The sequence below is a fragment of the Flavobacterium sp. GNP001 genome (genome assembly GCF_054343775.1).
This window is the reverse complement of sequence record NZ_JBTGUX010000001.1, coordinates 1,948,400-1,964,344: the sequence shown is the minus strand read 5'-3', so window position 1 is coordinate 1,964,344 and position 15,945 is coordinate 1,948,400. Positions and strand designations below refer to the sequence as shown.

The window sequence follows — 15,945 nt, the reverse complement described above, 5'->3', positions numbered from 1 at the left end:
AATTGTTAATGTGCAAAAATTAAACAAATGCATCACATCGTGTTGTTTTGCATAAAAAAAATCCGATTAGCATTTTGAGCCAATCGGATTTTTTTGTTCTAAAAAGTGTAGTCTTACAAGTGAATCACTTCTCCGTAAGCATCAGCCACGGCTTCCATTACTGCCTCACTCATTGTAGGGTGTGGGTGAATGGCTTTTAAAATTTCGTGTCCTGTAGTTTCTAGTTTACGAGCTACAACTGCCTCAGCAATCATATCTGTAACACCAGCGCCAATCATGTGGCAACCTAACCATTCGCCGTATTTTGCATCAAAAATTACTTTTACAAAACCATCAGGTGTTCCAGCTGCTTTTGCTTTTCCAGAAGCTGAGAATGGGAATTTACCAATTTTTAATTCGTATCCTTTTTCTTTAGCTTGTTTTTCAGTTAATCCAACTGATGCAATTTCAGGAGTAGCATATGTACAACCTGGAACATTTCCGTAATCAATTGGTTCTACATGAAGACCTGCAATTTTTTCAACACAGTTAATTCCTTCGGCAGAAGCAACGTGCGCTAATGCTTGCCCCGGAGTAACATCGCCAATAGCGTAGTAACCTGGAATGTTGGTTGCATTGAATGCGTTTACTAGAATTTTATCTTTATCAGTAGCGATACCTACTTCTTCTAATCCGATGTTTTCAATGTTGGTTTTGATTCCAACCGCTGAAAGTAAAATATCAGCTTCAAGAACTTCTTCTCCTTTAGCAGTTTTTACAAATGCTTTAACGCCTGCGCCAGTGGTATCAATACGCTCAACAGAAGAGTTGGTCATGATTTTTACTCCTGCTTTTTTCATAGAACGTTCCATTTGTTTAGAAATGTCTTCGTCTTCAACAGGAACAATGTTTGGCATGAATTCTACAATAGTAACTTCTGTTCCCATCGCGTTGTAGAAATGAGCGAACTCAACTCCAATTGCTCCAGAACCTACAATAATGATAGATTTTGGTTGCGTTGGCAAAGTCATCGCTTGTCTGTAACCAATTACTTTTACACCATCTTGTGGTAAGTTTGGCAACTCACGAGAGCGAGCTCCGGTAGCAATAATAATGTGATCAGCGCTGTATTCAGTAACTTTATTGTCTTTGTCAGTAACATCAACTTTTTTTCCTGGTTTTAGTTTTCCAAAACCATCAATCACGTCAATTTTATTTTTTTTCATTAAAAATTGAACTCCTTTGCTCATGCCGTCAGCAACAGAACGGCTGCGTTGTACCACAGCAGGGAAATCTTTATCAAATGAAGAAACAGTTAATCCGTAATCCGAAGCATGTTTTAAATAATCAAAAACTTGAGCTGATTTTAGCAATGCTTTTGTTGGGATACATCCCCAGTTCAAGCATACACCACCTAAGTTTTCTTTTTCAATAACCGCTACTTTAAAGCCTAATTGCGATGCTCTAATAGCTGTAACGTACCCACCAGGACCACTTCCTAAAACTATAATATCGTATTTCATTGTAAAGTTTTTTTGTTTTTTTAATTGTTGAAAATCTAGCACCTCTACCACTGCAATTTACAAGTGGTTCAAAACACTTTTCGGGTAGCAAAATTAAGGATTTTTTTTAAAAAAAATTAACCGTTTTACAAGTTTATTAGCTTTGTTGATAGCCATAATGGAATCATTTCATTTTTAAATAGGCTTCAACATAATTTGTGGTCGAAAAATATTCGTCCTTTATCTTTTTTAAATGTTTGATTACAATTGCTTGTTCGGGATGAGTAGGGTCGAGGCAGTCTTTGATTTCACCATCACGAACTGAAATTACAATATACCAATACCCATTTCTAGAAGTATAATTGTCCTCAAAAATTGGGTCATTTCCTTTAGTTTGTAAACCAGCATCTACTGCAATTGGGAGTAAATTCAGCGTTTTGCTGACTCTTTCTCTTTCAAAAAAAGACATATAAAAAGTCTTCTTGTCAACAACAATAGGAACATTTGAATCAACATTGCTATGTTTTAAATTGTATTTTGTATTGATAAAATTATAAAATTCATCAGCTTTTTTTTTGTCTTCAAATACAAAACCGTAGCAATTGGGCAGGTCTTTTTTGAATTTTTTGGCTTGAACAATTTTGTCGCCCTTAATATTTGGTGCAATTCGCAAAGGGATACACGAATGGAATAGTAGAATCAAGAAACAAAGTCCAATTTTTTTCACTTGCTTATGGTGTTGAGTAGAATACTAACTTCAAGTAAATGTAAGGATTTTATTTGTATTCAGAAACAAATTGCGATTCGTATAAGTTTTTATAATATCCACTTTCGCGATTAATTAATTCTTGATGTGTTCCTTGCTCCACGATTAATCCTTTATCCATAACTACAATTTTATCAGCATTGACAATCGTTGCTAGTCGGTGCGCAATAACAATAGAGGTACGACCTTTTGTAATAGTTTCGGTAGCACGCTGAATCAATTCTTCAGAGTAAGTATCAATAGAAGATGTGGCTTCGTCCAGAATTAAAATACTTGGATTACTTACATAAGCTCTCAAGAACGCAATTAATTGGCGTTGACCTGATGAAAGCATTACTCCGCGTTCCTTAACATCAAAATCATAATTATCAGGCAAACTCATTATAAAGTCATGAACTCCAATTTTTTTGGCGGCAGCCAATACTTGTTGGCGATCAATTTCTGGATTATGTAAGGTAATATTATTAAAGATAGTATCTGCAAAAAGGAAAACATCCTGCAAAACAACCGCAATTTGCTTGCGTAACGAGCCTAAGGTATAGTTCTCTATGTTTTGATTGTCAATATAAATCGAGCCGCTGTTGATTTCATAAAAGCGATTCAACAAGTTGATTATGGTTGATTTTCCTGCTCCGGTTGATCCAACAATGGCAACTGTTTGGCCGGCTTGCACTTCAAGATCAATGCCTTTGATGACTTCTTCTTCCGGAATGTACCCAAAACGAACTTTGTTAAAAGTTATGGCACCATTAAAAGTAGGTGCTTCAATAACACCAGTATCTTGTATTTGATCTTGGGTGTCTAAAATGTCAAAAACACGGTTGGCTGCAATCATTCCCAATTGCATTTCGTTGAATTTATCAGCAATTTGACGCAACGGATTAAATAACATACCAATAAACATCGTGTACGAGAATAAATCACCAAAAGTGGTAAAGTTATCTCCGTTTAAAATTTTGATTCCGCCGTAAAGCACAATAAAACCAAGTGTCAATGACGAGATGATATCAGCAATAGGAAAGAAGATGGAGTTGTATAAAATGGTTTTTATCCACGCTTTTTTGTGTTTGTCATTGATTTCTTTGAACTTTTCGGATTCAATATTTTCTCTATTAAAGAGTTGAACAATCTTCATTCCGGTAACACGTTCTTGCACAAAGGAATTCATATTGGCAATTTGAGTACGCACTTCTTCAAAGGCAACTTGCATTTTTTTCTGAAAAATACGAGTGAAAAACACCAAAATAGGCATGGCTACAATAACAATCCAAGTCAAAGTCCAGTTCATATAAAACATAAAACCTAGCACAACTACCATTTTCATCAAGTCGCTAATAATCATAAATAGACCTTGACTAAAAATTCGTGCAATAGACTCAATATCAGATACACTTCGCGTTACCAACTGCCCAACAGGAACGTGGTCAAAGTATTTCATTCTGAAACTTAAAATGTGTTGAAACAATTTGGTTCGAATGTCTTTTACAATATCTTGCCCGAGCCAGTTGGCCCAAAATACAAAGTAAAATTGCGAAAAGACTTCTAATAACAATACAATTCCCATCAAGGTTACGTACAACAGCAATCCTTTTTGATCTTCGGTTGCAATGTATGCATCAACGGTTTGCTTGAGCAAATACGGCCGTAATGCTGCAAAAATAGAGAGTGAAATGGCAAATATTATAACGCCATTAAAACGCCATTTGTATGGTTTTGTGAATTTTAAAATGCGACTAAACAGTCGGGTATCAAATGCTTTTGCTTTCATATTTTTTTGGAGCTATTTACTTCGTCGATTCGCTTTGCTCGTGTCTGCTATTAGATATAAATATAATTTACTGAGCTTCTACTAAAATTAAAGTCTAGGAATTTAATCAAGGCTATTCAGTGATGTAATCGTATTCTATTTGGGTTAAAAACAACCCGTGTGCCGGCACCGAAAATCCAGCTTTATCGCGGTTTTTACTTTCGATTATTGCTGAAAAATCAGTAAGTGTAATCTTGTGTAAACCTACATTAACTAATGTTCCAACTATCGCGCGAACCATGTTGCGCAAAAATCGATTGGCCGAAATGGTAAAAACCAAATGACCATTGTTTGCTGTCCAATAGGCTTCAAAAACGGTACAATCAAATGTATTAACATCTGTATTTACTTTTGAAAAGCACTGAAAATTAGTATGAGCTAGCAGAATTTGCGCCGCTTGATTCATTAATTCTACATCAAGTGCTTGATGAAAATACCAACTTTGTTCTTGCAAAAAGGCATTTTTAAAGGTGTTAATGTGGTATTCGTAGGTACGTTTACTAGCATCAAACCGGCAATGAGCCTCATCATGAACTAACTGTACGGCATAAATGACAATGTCCTTTGGTAAATAGGAGTTCAGTTTGTGAACTAAAGTCGGCTCGTTTATTGGAGTATCAAAATCAAAATGGGCATACATTTGCGTGGCGTGAACACCAGTATCAGTGCGGCCTGCTCCCATAACGCTTATGGTTGTGTTTAATACTACCGAAAGTGCTTTGTTGAGCGTTTCTTGAACCGATGCGGCATTGGGCTGGATCTGCCAACCGTGATAATGCGTGCCATTGTAGGCGAATTTGATAAAATACCTCAATTCTTTTTTTTTGAAAGCACAAAGATACTTATTAATTTTTGTGCAAAGAAGTGGCAAATAGCCAAAGTTTGTTAAGATTAAATGAGGCGTTCTTATTGACTGAATAATGGCTATTTTTACCGAAAATTCTAGCCCAGATAGCAGCGGTATCTCCCGATTTTAAAAAACAAGGCTTTTTTGCCGTAGTTTTTTGATCGGGAATAAAGCGGATAGCTGGAAATAGCTCCTAAATAAAAAACTTTGAAAAAAATTCTTCTACTTTCGGATACGCACAGTCATGTTGATGATGTTATTTTAAAATATGTGGCACAAGCTGATGAAGTATGGCATGCTGGCGATATTGGCAATTTGGAAGTAACGGATGCAATTAGGGCGTTAAAACCCTTGCGGGGCGTTTATGGAAATATTGATGATGCTAAAGCGCGTTTGGAGTTTCCATTACACCAGCGTTTTTTGTGTGAGGATGTGGATGTTTGGATCACGCATATTGGCGGTTATCCGGGTAAATACAGCGCGGCAATTAAATCGGTTTTGGCAACCAATCCACCTAAGTTATTTATTTGCGGACATTCGCATATTTTGAAAGTGATGTTTGATAAGCAGTTTCAGGTATTGCATTTAAATCCAGGCGCTGCGGGTATAAGTGGTTTTCATCAAATGCGAACGATGCTACGTTTTGTAATTGACGGAGCAGCTATCAAGGATATGGAAATTATTGAGTTGGGTAAACGGGGTTAGTTTTCTTTTTTTGGTAAGCAATTGGAATTTGCAACTGAATACTTGAACCGTTGTTTAATTTTGAGTCGATAATTATAGAACCTTTCAAATTATTGATACGTGCTTTGATTTGGTTGATTCCAAAGCCTTCTAAAACTTGAAAGTTTTTTGAGTCGAAGCCTTTTCCGTTGTCTTTTAAGTTGATGTGCAGCGCTTGGTTGATTTCCTCAATTTCTAGTAGTGCTTGATTGGCTTCACTGTGTTTGATGATATTGTTTGTAAGTTCCATTACAATATAGTATATCTTTATTTCAAATTCTTCATGGTAGCGTCTGTCATGTGTTGTTGCCGAAGTGAATTTAAATTCTAGAAAAGGGCTTGAGTTTTTTTCGCACAAATCTTCTAGTGCGTCAAAAAGGCCAAAACGAGCGAGTAGGGACGGCATAAGTTCATGCGATAAATCGCGTACTTGGTCGTGTGCATTATCTAAGATTGCTTTAGTTTTTTTTATTTCTGGTGATGCAATAGGATTTTGTATTAAAAAAGCTTGCAACTGCATGCCCGCCGAAGATAGTAAAGCACTGATGTTGTCATGTAAAAAGGAGGCGATTTTTTTACGCTCCAATTCTTGCCCATTTATGGATGCGTTAATGATGTTTTCTTGTACCTTACTTTTTAAATCTTTGAGTTTGTTTTTGTGCTTAAGTTTTGAATTCTGCGCCCAAATATAAAAGAGTAGAGATAGGAGTAGAACAATTATGACAACCACTATGACTATTTTTTTATTTCGATCTTGCTCTTTTAATAGTTTATTCTTTTGATCTTCAAATTGGTTTTCAATTTTATCTATTTCTCTTTTGTATTCGTCAATTTGCAAATTGATACCAGCAACATTTGCCTTGTTTAATTTTTCTTCGTTGTTAAGTTCTTCTGTAATTTGGTTGTATCGTGCTAAGTTGAGATATGCATTTTTATAATCGCCAACTGATAGAAGGAATTTTGCGTACTCATTGTGAGAGTATGATAAATCTGATTTTTCGTTTCCTGCAGTACCCTCTTTGATTGCTTTTTGAAAAAATTGATCTGCTTTTTTATTGTTTTTAAGCGATGCTTGATACATACCATTTAGCATATTTAATGCTACCATAGTAGATTTGTCTCCGTGTTTTGGATGGTGTTTGTTGATGTAATCTAAATGAGGTGCGCCTTGGTTAAAATTACCTACATCAAAGTAAGCCCAAGTGATATTTAATTTTGTGAAAACAATCTGTGCTGAGTCTTTCAGTTTCTGGCTGTACGATAATGATTTTTTGTAGTGATAGATTCCTTTTTTGTATTCTTTTTTATCAAAACAATAAATGTTGGCAAGGTTGTTATGAATCCAGTTTTTTAAAACATCGTTGTTTGTTTTTTTTGCATAGGTAAGACCTTGGTTGTAATAATAAAAAGCTTTGTCAAACTCTGAAAGTTGATCAAAATTAGCAGCTATCGTATTGTAACAACTAGCTATTAAATTATCGTTTTTTAAAGCGATGGCTTGGCTCAATGCTAATCTGGATTGCACCAAAGATTGTTCAAAATCTCCTTTTTTCAACAGCTCATTGGCTTGTTTTGCAAGAACAGCTGTTTTGTTATTAAGAGTTGGGTTAGGATGTGCAAAAGTTGTATTTATACTACTGAGGTAAAATGTGATCAACAATACAAATTGAGGTAACAGCATGGTAAGTGGCTTTGTAGAGAAGAAATTAGGGAAAATGTGGGTATAGTTTTATTTAATTAGTTTTTTCTTTAATGCATATTTTACTAGACTTATAGAATTTTTCGCATCTAGTTTTTTCATTATGTTTTTACGATGTGTCTCGACTGTGTTGACGCTAATAAAAAGTTGTTCGCTAATTTCTTTTCCGCTAAATTCAAGAGCGATGAGTGTAATTATTTCTCGTTCTCGCTCGGTCAAATTGTCTTCATCTTTGGTTTCAAAGACTGCTGATTTAGTGAGATCTTTGGTGGCAGAGGTAAAAATCTTTTCGCGAACGGCCTTGCAAAAATATTCTTCTCCATCTAGTACGGCGCCAATTGCTTCAATGATATGTTCGCCAGCACATTTTTTGGTTAGAAAGCCTTTTGCTCCTAATTTCATTACTTCTTTAATTATTCGTAGGTCGTCATGGCTTGATAGAACAATAACCTTGCATGGAAATCCTTTAGTGCTGAATTCTCTTATTACTTGGACTCCGTCTGTTTCGGGCATGTTTAAATCAAGAACTAGTAGGTCTGCTTGATTATCAATTAATTCTTGGCGTAAGTTGCTTCCGCTAAGGGATGTTCCTACTACTTGCAAATTAGCATGGGTATGCAATAAGGTTTTAATTCCGTCAATTAAAATTTGGTGGTCATCGGCAAGGTGAATACGGACTTTGTGAAGCATGTGGAAATTATAATAATCAAATTTATGAAAAAAATATTAAGTTTTTAATTTATTAAGAACTTTATTATCATTTTCTTTATCTTAAGAGCTATGAGAATGTTTTTACTGTTTCTTTTTTGAAAAATTTAAAGAGCCTACAGTGGTTTATTTGTTATTAACTTTAAAAAAGGAGCACAAAAAAACCCGAATGATTAAATTCGGGTTCCCTTCGCACTAATAAATTAAAATTTATAGGTTTATCTCAATCGGTCCACAGATTTTACAAGATCTTCGTCCTTCTTGATGGCCTTATTAGCAAGGGCTAATAACACGATAGCTACGACAGGCAGAAACATCCCAATACCTTTCTCAGAAACAGCAGTTTCTCCAGATACACTTAGTGAGCGATAAACAAATAATCCTAATAAAATCAAATTTAATATCATATTCAATCTGCCTAACACAAATTGATTTTGTCTTTTTTTGTAGGAAAGGATACTAAAAACAGAAAGAGTTGTACTTAAACCAAGAAGAACAGTGTAGACTTGACTTTGCATAAAGTAAAAAGGAGTTCCATCAGTTCCTTTCCAAAGAGGAATGAAAAAAACCAAAACACCCGTTACAACAAATGCTAAAAATAAATAAACAGTTTGAATTCTTTGTATCATTTTGTGGTCATTATCTGTTACAAAAATATATTTTCTTTTTTAAAAATACTATTGTATGCTTAATTTTTATTCGTATTATTGCATCAAATTACCGTAAGCACTTCATACTGCGGTTCATTCATTTTACGATTACTACCTATCCTTACAGTATTCCCAACACAAAATTAATTAAACTCCAAGAACTTTCATGTTTGATATTTCTGCATTAAAACAAATGAAGCTTACCGAGCTTCAACAAATAGCTAAAGCCGCTAAAACTATTAAATTTAATGGTGTTAAAAAAGAAACATTAATTGGTCTGATTTTAGATTTTCAAGCAAGCGTTGTTCCTATTGCAACTGAAAAAACTAAAGGAGAGGTTAAGGAAGATAATAAGTCTAAAAGAGTTCGTATTGTACCGACAAAAAACAGAGATGTTGAAGAAGGAGTTGAATCAGAGCAAAATCAACAAACACAAGAGCGCATTGAAACAATTCCAGTAAAAGCTGAAGCTGAACAAACCAAAGTTGAAACGCTGGGAAATGAAAGCGCACCTTCTGAAAAGAAATTAGGAAAGGTTATAAAATTCAATAAATCAGCTTACGAGAAAAAAATAGCTTTAAAACAAAAGAAAAGCGAAGGAGTAAAACCTGTTACAGAAACTGAAATTGCTGCAGTTGAAACAGTTGAAGCCCCAGTTGCTCCTAAAAAAATAAATCCGAATCAGTTAAATAAATCCAATGGAAACCAAAACGGAAATTCTAACGGAAACCAAAATAACAACCCGAACGGAAATCAAAATGGGAATCAAAACCCAAATTTTAAAAACAAGAAAAACAATTTCGCAGCCTCTGATTTTGAATTTGACGGGATTATAGAAAGCGAAGGAGTTTTAGAAATGATGCCTGATGGGTATGGATTTTTAAGATCATCAGATTACAACTATTTGGCTTCGCCGGATGATATTTATCTTTCTACTTCGCAAATTAGACTTTTTGGTTTAAAAACCGGTGATACTGTAAAAGGTGTGGTGCGTCCACCAAAAGAAGGAGAAAAGTTTTTCCCATTAGTACGTGTCTTAAAAATTAATGGTCACGATCCTCAAGTAGTGCGTGATCGTGTTTCATTTGAGCATTTAACTCCAGTTTTTCCTTCTGAAAAATTCAAATTAGCCGAAAAACAAAGTACTATTTCCACTCGTATCATTGATCTGTTTTCTCCAATAGGAAAAGGGCAACGTGGTATGATTGTGGCGCAGCCAAAAACAGGTAAAACCATGTTGTTGAAGGAAATTGCTAATGCTATTGCAGCAAATCATCCTGAGGTTTATTTAATTGTTTTATTAATTGACGAGCGTCCTGAGGAGGTTACTGATATGCAACGTAGTGTAAGAGGTGAAGTTATTGCCTCAACATTTGATCGTGAGCCGCAAGAGCATGTGAAAATTGCCAATATTGTTCTCGAAAAATCAAAACGCTTGGTAGAATGTGGTCATGACGTAGTTATTTTGCTCGATTCGATCACTAGATTGGCTCGTGCTTACAACACTGTTCAACCTGCATCTGGAAAGGTGTTGAGTGGTGGTGTTGATGCTAATGCATTGCAAAAACCAAAACGATTTTTTGGAGCAGCTCGAAATGTAGAAAATGGCGGTTCGTTAAGTATTATTGCGACGGCATTAACTGAAACAGGTTCTAAAATGGACGAAGTAATTTTTGAAGAGTTCAAAGGTACGGGTAACATGGAGTTACAATTAGATCGTAAAATTGCCAACAAACGTATTTTCCCAGCTATTGATTTGACTTCATCAAGCACTAGACGTGATGACTTATTATTGGATCAAAAAACATTACAACGCATGTGGATTATGCGCAAATACTTATCTGATATGAATCCTGTTGAAGCAATGGATTTTATCAACGATCGTTTCAAGAAAACCAGAAATAACGAAGAGTTTTTAATTTCGATGAATGATTAAAAGCTAAAATCGAATTGTAAAATAATTACAATAGAAAAAGCCTCAAATGAATTAATTTCAATTGAGGCTTTTTTGATTTATTGTCTAAATATTTTTTAATACCAACGTTTCTTGTTTTGTTTAGAACCTGCTGATTTTCTGGATTTATGAGCACCGCCGCTTCTGTTTGAATTTTTTGGCTTGCTTCCCGCTGCAGCGTCAGGACTTCCTGAATGCCATTGAAACTGATGGTCAGTTACTGTTTTAACATCAACTTTTATCAATTTTTGAATGTCCTTCCAATACGGATGTTCGTCTTTGCCACAAAAAGAGATTGCAATTCCGCCATTGCCTGCACGTCCTGTACGCCCAATTCGGTGTACGTAAGTTTCAGGAATGTTAGGTAAATCAAAGTTTATTACCACCGGAAGTTGTTCAATATCAATTCCACGAGCTGCTATATCAGTTGCTACTAGTACGCCAATTTCTTTGTTTTTAAAAGCATCAAGTACTCTTTGTCTGGCGTTTTGCGATTTATCACCATGTATTGCTTCGGCAGCGATGTTGTTTTTGTTTAAAGCTTTTACAACATTATCTGCACCGTGTTTTGTTCTTGAAAAAATGAGTACATCGGTCAAATTCTCGGTTTTAATCAAGTGATAAAGTAAATTTCTTTTTTCGCCTTTTTCTACAAAATATACGCGTTGCTCTACATTTTCAGCAGTTGAAGATATAGGAGAAACGGTAACGGTAGCAGGATCAGTTAAAAACAATTCGGCTAGTTCTCTAATTGCGATTGGCATTGTGGCCGAAAAGAATAGCGTTTGTCTGTTTTTTGGCGTTAGTTTTACTATTTTTTTTACGTCATTTACAAAGCCCATGTCTAACATTTGATCAGCCTCGTCTAATACCAAAGTGTGTAGATGATCCAGATCTACAAAACCTTGTTTGTGTAAATCAAGTAAGCGTCCAGGTGTGGCAATAAGTACGTCGATTCCGTTTTTTAAGGTGTCAACTTGCGGATTTTGTGAGACACCACCAAAGATGGTTAATTGTGTTAAATTGGTGTATTTGGCATACGTATCAAAACTTTGCCCTATTTGTACTGCTAGTTCGCGAGTGGGAGTTACTACTAGAGCACGAATTTGTTTGGCTTTTTTTGAAGACCCAACAATTCGGTGTAATTGGTGAATAATAGGTATAGCAAATGCAGCTGTTTTTCCGGTTCCGGTTTGTGCACAGCCTACCAAATCTCGACCTGATAAAATAATAGGAATGGATTGCTCTTGAATAGGAGTAGGGTTTAGGTAGCCTTCTTCAAAAACGGCTCTTTGGATGCTTTTGGATAATGATAACTCTTCGAATAACATATTTTTGATTGGGTATTTACAAAAAGCTAATTCCTTTAAAATTAACAGCTCTGTTATATGCTGGTTAGTAGTTGGTTGTGCTTTTTGTGTAAAAATTGTGTAAAAAACACAACGTAAAAATTCGCTCTAATTTTCTATTTTTGATTCTAAAATTTTTATTTTTTCTTTTAAAATATTATTCTCATTGAGGTACATTTCAGCAATTTTGGTTTTCTCAACTAAGAAATCTTTGAGTGTTTTAATGTAATCTTTTAAAACTTCTCTATCATCATCTAAACTATCGTTAATAGGTGCAACAATAACCTCTCTTTTTTCATTAATAGCCGAGGCAGATTTCATTAATCCATTAGCAAGCATTAATTCTAGCAGAGTTACTTTTGTTTTCGGAATTACCTTTCCCTGCTCGTAATTTATAACAGTTCTCTTATCAACTCCTATTAATTTTCCAAATTCTACTTGAGTCAAATTCAAATCTTTTCTAATTTTTGCTACATCTAATCCATTCATAATCAGTTTTTTGAAAATTTTACTGTTTTGATTTGTGAAATAATATATTTTGTGAAATAACAAATCTTGCAAGAAGTACAAGATTGGAGCTGCAAAGATAGTTTATTTATTGTTTGGGTTTCTGCACTCCCTTTTTATGTTATACTTTAGTTTTTTATTTTATTGATTTGCTTTTATAAAATCGGTTACCAAATAGCCGATTAGTTTTCCAATTAAGTGGTTGTTTAATTCTTCACCTAAGTCGGGTGCGCCCTCACAAATATGCAAGTAAGCGGCGTTTGTGTTTTTTGCATAAAAGGAAATAAATTGGCGTAATTGTTCAACTGAAAAACCACTAGTTGTCATGGCACTACAAGCTATATTTGGTAGCGAGTCAAGATCGATTTCGATACCAAAGTGGTTGTCATCGATGAACTCTAAGGCAGCTTGCATTTCTTGTCTAAAGTCTTTTTCGCCTCGAATTGAAATACTGTCATAGGTAGTGTATCGAACTCTATTTTCAAGTTTTTTGATGATGTCTAACACATTTTTTGAAGTGTAATTTTCATGTAATCCAAAGATGAAATACTTTTTCAGGAAACCTTCTTCGTAGGCATAGGAAAATCCGTTGCCGCTGTGACGACCTTCTAAGATTCTAAAATCAGAGTGCGCATCAAAATTTATTGAGTTAATAGGTTTTCCTTTTGCGAGAGCAGTACCTTTTATATTACCGTAAGAGTTGTTGTGACCGCCACCAATTACAATTGGTATTTTTCCTGAGGAAACGATATTGAATATAATATGCGATACATCTTTGTCAATTTTTTGAACTAATTGACTGAGTTTTGAACGGTCATCAATATCGTTAAAATCAAGAGAGGTAACATCTTTCATTAATTTTCGAACATCTAATGTGCCTAAAACCAGGATTTGATTTCCTTTACAAAATTTATTGTGCTGAATATTGGCAATACTTTTTATAGCGCTTTCCCAAGCAGAAGCTGCTCCTGGCCTGCCATAGTTGGCACGTATGCCAATATCTTCGGGAATGCCAAATAATACATATTTGGCCTCTGATTTTTTTAAAAACTCAAGTGTGTCATTCTCTTTTGGGATGGTAATCATTTTCTCTCCAAATTTAATTTCTCCACTGCGGTGGTTGGTAATTTTAGCTAGATCATGAGAGGTAAATCGGATTATTTTTTCCATTCGAGAAATAAATTTTTTTCCAAAAATAATATAATTGTGTTAACATTCGTTACTAGGTAATTATATATTGTTAAATTTGAAAAATAAATAAAAAATTAAATCGAGATGGAAAACCAAAAAAGCAATTCAAGTCTTAAAGCGATAGTAGCCATATTAGCACTTCTTTTAGTGGGAAGTTTGGTGTATATCTTTAAAATGACATCGGAAGCAGAAGTTGTAGAAACAGAATTAAAAACAACTACGACTGAAAAAGAGTCTGTTATGAAAGACTTAGAAGAACTAAAAGCTACTTATGATGCGGCAATCGCTGAGAATACTTCAATGTCAGATGAACTGATTGTGGAGCGTGACAAAGTAGTTAATTTAATGGCAAGTTTATCAAAGTCGAAAGGTGATGTGGCAAGTTTGGCAAAATACAAAGCGCAATACAATACTTTGCAAGGAAATATGAAGGTTTTAATGGAGGAGAATGAGGCACTTAAAAAGGCTAATACTACTTTAACAGCGCAAAGAGATAGTACTGCAACTGTTTTGGGTGAGTCAAAAAAATACAACGAAACTCTAGTGGGTCAAAACGAAGAATTATCTAAAGTGGTTGAAAAAGCTGCAAAGTTGACTGTTTTGAATACAAGAGGATCTGCTTTTAAATTGAGAAGTAGTGGTAAAGAAATTTCTACTGAAAAAGCAAGTCGTGCTGATGTTTTAAAAATTAGCTACACTATTGCTGAAAATCAAGTGGCACAATCTGGCGCTAAAACGTACTTTGTTCAAGTTATTGACAGTAAAAACAATGTTCTTGGAGACAAGAAAACAGAAAATTTTGGCGACAATTCACTGACTTATAGTTTTGTATCAAACATTAATTATGAGAACAAAACAGTTGATGTAACTGAAAATTTGAAAGGAAAAGATTTTCCAAAAGGTGTTTATTACGTTAACATTTTTGACAAAGATCAGTTGGTTTCAAAAACAAGTTTTACTTTGAAATAATTCAAGGTAGACTTTACATAAAAAAAGAGGAATTAATCGATTCCTCTTTTTTTATGTAATTATTTTTCCTTCAATAAAAACACTTTCTATCAAGTTGCTTCCAAATGAATAGGGAAGCTCTGCAAAGGACGAAATGGGTTTAGTTACTATAAAATTGGCCTTTTTTCCAATTGTAATGCTGCCGTGAGTATTAGACAGATTCATTGCGTAAGCTCCGTTAATGGTAGCGGCATTTATCGCTTCCTCAGGAGTCATTTTCATTTTGATGCAAGCTGTCGCTACCACAAAATTCATGTTTCCAGAAGGTGTTGAGCCCGGATTGTAATCAGAGGCCAAAGCCAGCGGAAGACCCGCTGTGATCATTTCACGAGCTGGCGTATACGGAATGCTTAAATAATAAGAACATGATGGCAAAGCAACTGGCATTGTTTGGCTCTTTACTAATGCTGCTATATCATCTAGAGTAAGAACCTCTAAATGATCTACAGAAAGGGCATTGTTATTAACTCCAGCTTGAATGCCTCCAATGGCAGTAAATTGGTTGACGTGAATTTTTGGTTGTAAGCCAAAAGAAATTCCTGCTTGCATGATTTGCTCGGTCTCTGCAACGGTGAAGTAGCCCGTTTCGCAAAAAACATCAATAAAATCAGCCAACTCTTCTTTTGCAATAGCAGGTAACATTTCGTTAATAATCAAGTCGATGTATTCTTCTCTGTTGTTCTTGTAAAGAGTAGGCAATGCATGAGCACCCAAAAATGTGGCTTTTATGGCAATAGGATATGCTATTTTTAAACGCTGAATAACTCGTAACATTTTCAACTCGCCTTCAACAGTTAATCCGTAACCCGATTTTATTTCGACCGCACCTGTGCCCAAGCGCATGATTTCTTCTAAACGTTCGTTTGATTGCTCGTATAAATCGTCTTCGGAAGTTTGGTTAAGTTTGTCGGCAGAGTTTAAAATTCCGCCACCGCGTTGCGCTATTTCTTCATAGCTCAGTCCATTTATGCGATCTACAAATTCTTGAATTCGATTATCTGCATAGACTAAGTGTGTATGACTGTCGCACCAAGTGGGCAGAATCATTTTCCCAGTAATATCAATGATCTTGTCAGGATTTATTTCTGGTAAGTCATCCATTGATCCAAAATCAACAATCAAATCATTTTCAATAACCAAAAAAGCATTTTGGATGGTTGGTAAAACGGCCATTTCTGAACCGGAAACCTTAGTGATTCCTGCTTCTCTGATTTGAATCAACTCTTTGATATTGGTAAATAGCGTGGTCATAAAC

At 35.1% G+C, this 15,945-nt stretch carries 14 protein-coding genes; 3 read left to right on the top strand and 11 right to left on the bottom strand.

All coding sequences use genetic code 11. The features are described from left to right. Positions 1-113 precede the first annotated feature (113 nt). From lpdA to truA, 4 genes are all read right to left on the bottom strand, one after another. A complete protein-coding gene (gene lpdA, locus ACXX8U_RS08260) occupies positions 114-1,502 on the bottom strand; it encodes a dihydrolipoyl dehydrogenase (protein ID WP_458565439.1) in 1,389 nt (462 codons plus the stop codon). A gap of 163 nt (positions 1,503-1,665) precedes the next feature. Further along, positions 1,666-2,208 (bottom strand): hypothetical protein, encoded by a 543-nt coding sequence (locus ACXX8U_RS08255; protein ID WP_458565438.1) that lies wholly within the window; start codon positions 2,206-2,208, stop codon positions 1,666-1,668. A 49-nt stretch (positions 2,209-2,257) separates the two neighbouring features. Continuing rightward, positions 2,258-4,015, bottom strand: a complete 1,758-nt coding sequence (locus tag ACXX8U_RS08250; protein ID WP_458565437.1) for an ABC transporter ATP-binding protein — start codon at positions 4,013-4,015, stop codon at positions 2,258-2,260. A 112-nt stretch (positions 4,016-4,127) separates the two neighbouring features. After that, positions 4,128-4,868, bottom strand: a complete 741-nt coding sequence (gene truA, locus ACXX8U_RS08245; protein WP_458565436.1) for a tRNA pseudouridine(38-40) synthase TruA — start codon at positions 4,866-4,868, stop codon at positions 4,128-4,130. A 240-nt stretch (positions 4,869-5,108) separates the two neighbouring features. On the opposite strand from truA, the gene ACXX8U_RS08240 reads away from it, so the two are divergent. After that, positions 5,109-5,606 carry a metallophosphoesterase family protein gene (locus tag ACXX8U_RS08240; RefSeq protein WP_458565435.1) on the top strand — a complete coding sequence of 166 codons (498 nt, stop codon included), beginning with the start codon at positions 5,109-5,111 and terminating at the stop codon, positions 5,604-5,606. Here the strand turns inward: ACXX8U_RS08240 and ACXX8U_RS08235 are convergent. From ACXX8U_RS08235 to ACXX8U_RS08225, 3 genes are all read right to left on the bottom strand, one after another. Continuing rightward, positions 5,581-7,305, bottom strand: coding sequence for a tetratricopeptide repeat-containing sensor histidine kinase (locus ACXX8U_RS08235; RefSeq protein WP_458565434.1), 1,725 nt, complete (start codon positions 7,303-7,305; stop codon positions 5,581-5,583). The genes ACXX8U_RS08240 and ACXX8U_RS08235 overlap by 26 nt on opposite strands. A 48-nt stretch (positions 7,306-7,353) precedes the next feature. After that, entirely contained in the window at positions 7,354-8,013 is a 660-nt protein-coding gene (locus ACXX8U_RS08230) for a response regulator (protein ID WP_458565433.1), read from the bottom strand. A gap of 236 nt (positions 8,014-8,249) precedes the next feature. Then, a complete protein-coding gene (locus ACXX8U_RS08225; RefSeq protein WP_236363151.1) occupies positions 8,250-8,660 on the bottom strand; it encodes a DUF4293 domain-containing protein in 411 nt (136 codons plus the stop codon). Between the two features lie 187 nt (positions 8,661-8,847). On the opposite strand from ACXX8U_RS08225, the gene rho reads away from it, so the two are divergent. After that, the gene (rho, locus tag ACXX8U_RS08220; RefSeq protein WP_458565432.1) at positions 8,848-10,617 is read left to right on the top strand and encodes a transcription termination factor Rho; all 1,770 of its coding nucleotides are present in this window, start codon (positions 8,848-8,850) and stop codon (positions 10,615-10,617) included. A 95-nt stretch (positions 10,618-10,712) separates the two neighbouring features. Here rho and ACXX8U_RS08215 read toward each other — a convergent pair whose 3' ends face one another. The 3 genes from ACXX8U_RS08215 to ACXX8U_RS08205 all read right to left on the bottom strand — a co-directional run bounded on the left by ACXX8U_RS08215 (position 10,713) and on the right by ACXX8U_RS08205 (position 13,661). Further along, on the bottom strand, positions 10,713-11,966 hold the full coding sequence (locus tag ACXX8U_RS08215; protein WP_458565431.1) for a DEAD/DEAH box helicase: 1,254 nt from the start codon (positions 11,964-11,966) through the stop codon (positions 10,713-10,715). 126 nt (positions 11,967-12,092) lie between these two features. Next, positions 12,093-12,473: a helix-turn-helix domain-containing protein gene (locus tag ACXX8U_RS08210; RefSeq protein WP_458565430.1), complete on the bottom strand. Its 381-nt coding sequence runs from the start codon at positions 12,471-12,473 to the stop codon at positions 12,093-12,095. A gap of 159 nt (positions 12,474-12,632) precedes the next feature. Next, complete coding sequence (locus ACXX8U_RS08205; RefSeq protein ID WP_458565429.1) at positions 12,633-13,661, bottom strand: formimidoylglutamase; 1,029 nt, start codon at positions 13,659-13,661, stop codon at positions 12,633-12,635. 105 nt (positions 13,662-13,766) lie between these two features. Here ACXX8U_RS08205 and ACXX8U_RS08200 point away from each other — a divergent pair, with 105 nt between their 5' ends. Then, a complete protein-coding gene (locus ACXX8U_RS08200) occupies positions 13,767-14,651 on the top strand; it encodes a DUF8428 domain-containing protein (RefSeq protein WP_458565428.1) in 885 nt (294 codons plus the stop codon). A gap of 51 nt (positions 14,652-14,702) precedes the next feature. Here the strand turns inward: ACXX8U_RS08200 and hutI are convergent, their stop codons facing one another. After that, on the bottom strand, positions 14,703-15,941 hold the full coding sequence (gene hutI, locus ACXX8U_RS08195) for an imidazolonepropionase (RefSeq protein ID WP_458565427.1): 1,239 nt from the start codon (positions 15,939-15,941) through the stop codon (positions 14,703-14,705). Positions 15,942-15,945 lie beyond the last annotated feature (4 nt).

What these genes read in the sequence shown, in the direction of transcription:
- lpdA (WP_458565439.1), bottom strand. Translation starts at nt 1,502, where the DNA reads ATGAAATACGATATTATAGTTTTAGGAAGTGGTCCTGGTGGGTACGTT.
- ACXX8U_RS08250 (WP_458565437.1), bottom strand. Translation starts at nt 4,015, where the DNA reads ATGAAAGCAAAAGCATTTGATACCCGACTGTTTAGTCGCATTTTAAAA.
- ACXX8U_RS08235 (WP_458565434.1), bottom strand. Translation starts at nt 7,305, where the DNA reads ATGCTGTTACCTCAATTTGTATTGTTGATCACATTTTACCTCAGTAGT.
- ACXX8U_RS08230 (WP_458565433.1), bottom strand. Translation starts at nt 8,013, where the DNA reads ATGCTTCACAAAGTCCGTATTCACCTTGCCGATGACCACCAAATTTTA.
- ACXX8U_RS08225 (WP_236363151.1), bottom strand. Translation starts at nt 8,660, where the DNA reads ATGATACAAAGAATTCAAACTGTTTATTTATTTTTAGCATTTGTTGTA.
- rho (WP_458565432.1), top strand. Translation starts at nt 8,848, where the DNA reads ATGTTTGATATTTCTGCATTAAAACAAATGAAGCTTACCGAGCTTCAA.
- ACXX8U_RS08215 (WP_458565431.1), bottom strand. Translation starts at nt 11,966, where the DNA reads ATGTTATTCGAAGAGTTATCATTATCCAAAAGCATCCAAAGAGCCGTT.
- ACXX8U_RS08210 (WP_458565430.1), bottom strand. Translation starts at nt 12,473, where the DNA reads ATGAATGGATTAGATGTAGCAAAAATTAGAAAAGATTTGAATTTGACT.
- ACXX8U_RS08205 (WP_458565429.1), bottom strand. Translation starts at nt 13,661, where the DNA reads ATGGAAAAAATAATCCGATTTACCTCTCATGATCTAGCTAAAATTACC.
- ACXX8U_RS08200 (WP_458565428.1), top strand. Translation starts at nt 13,767, where the DNA reads ATGGAAAACCAAAAAAGCAATTCAAGTCTTAAAGCGATAGTAGCCATA.
- hutI (WP_458565427.1), bottom strand. Translation starts at nt 15,941, where the DNA reads ATGACCACGCTATTTACCAATATCAAAGAGTTGATTCAAATCAGAGAA.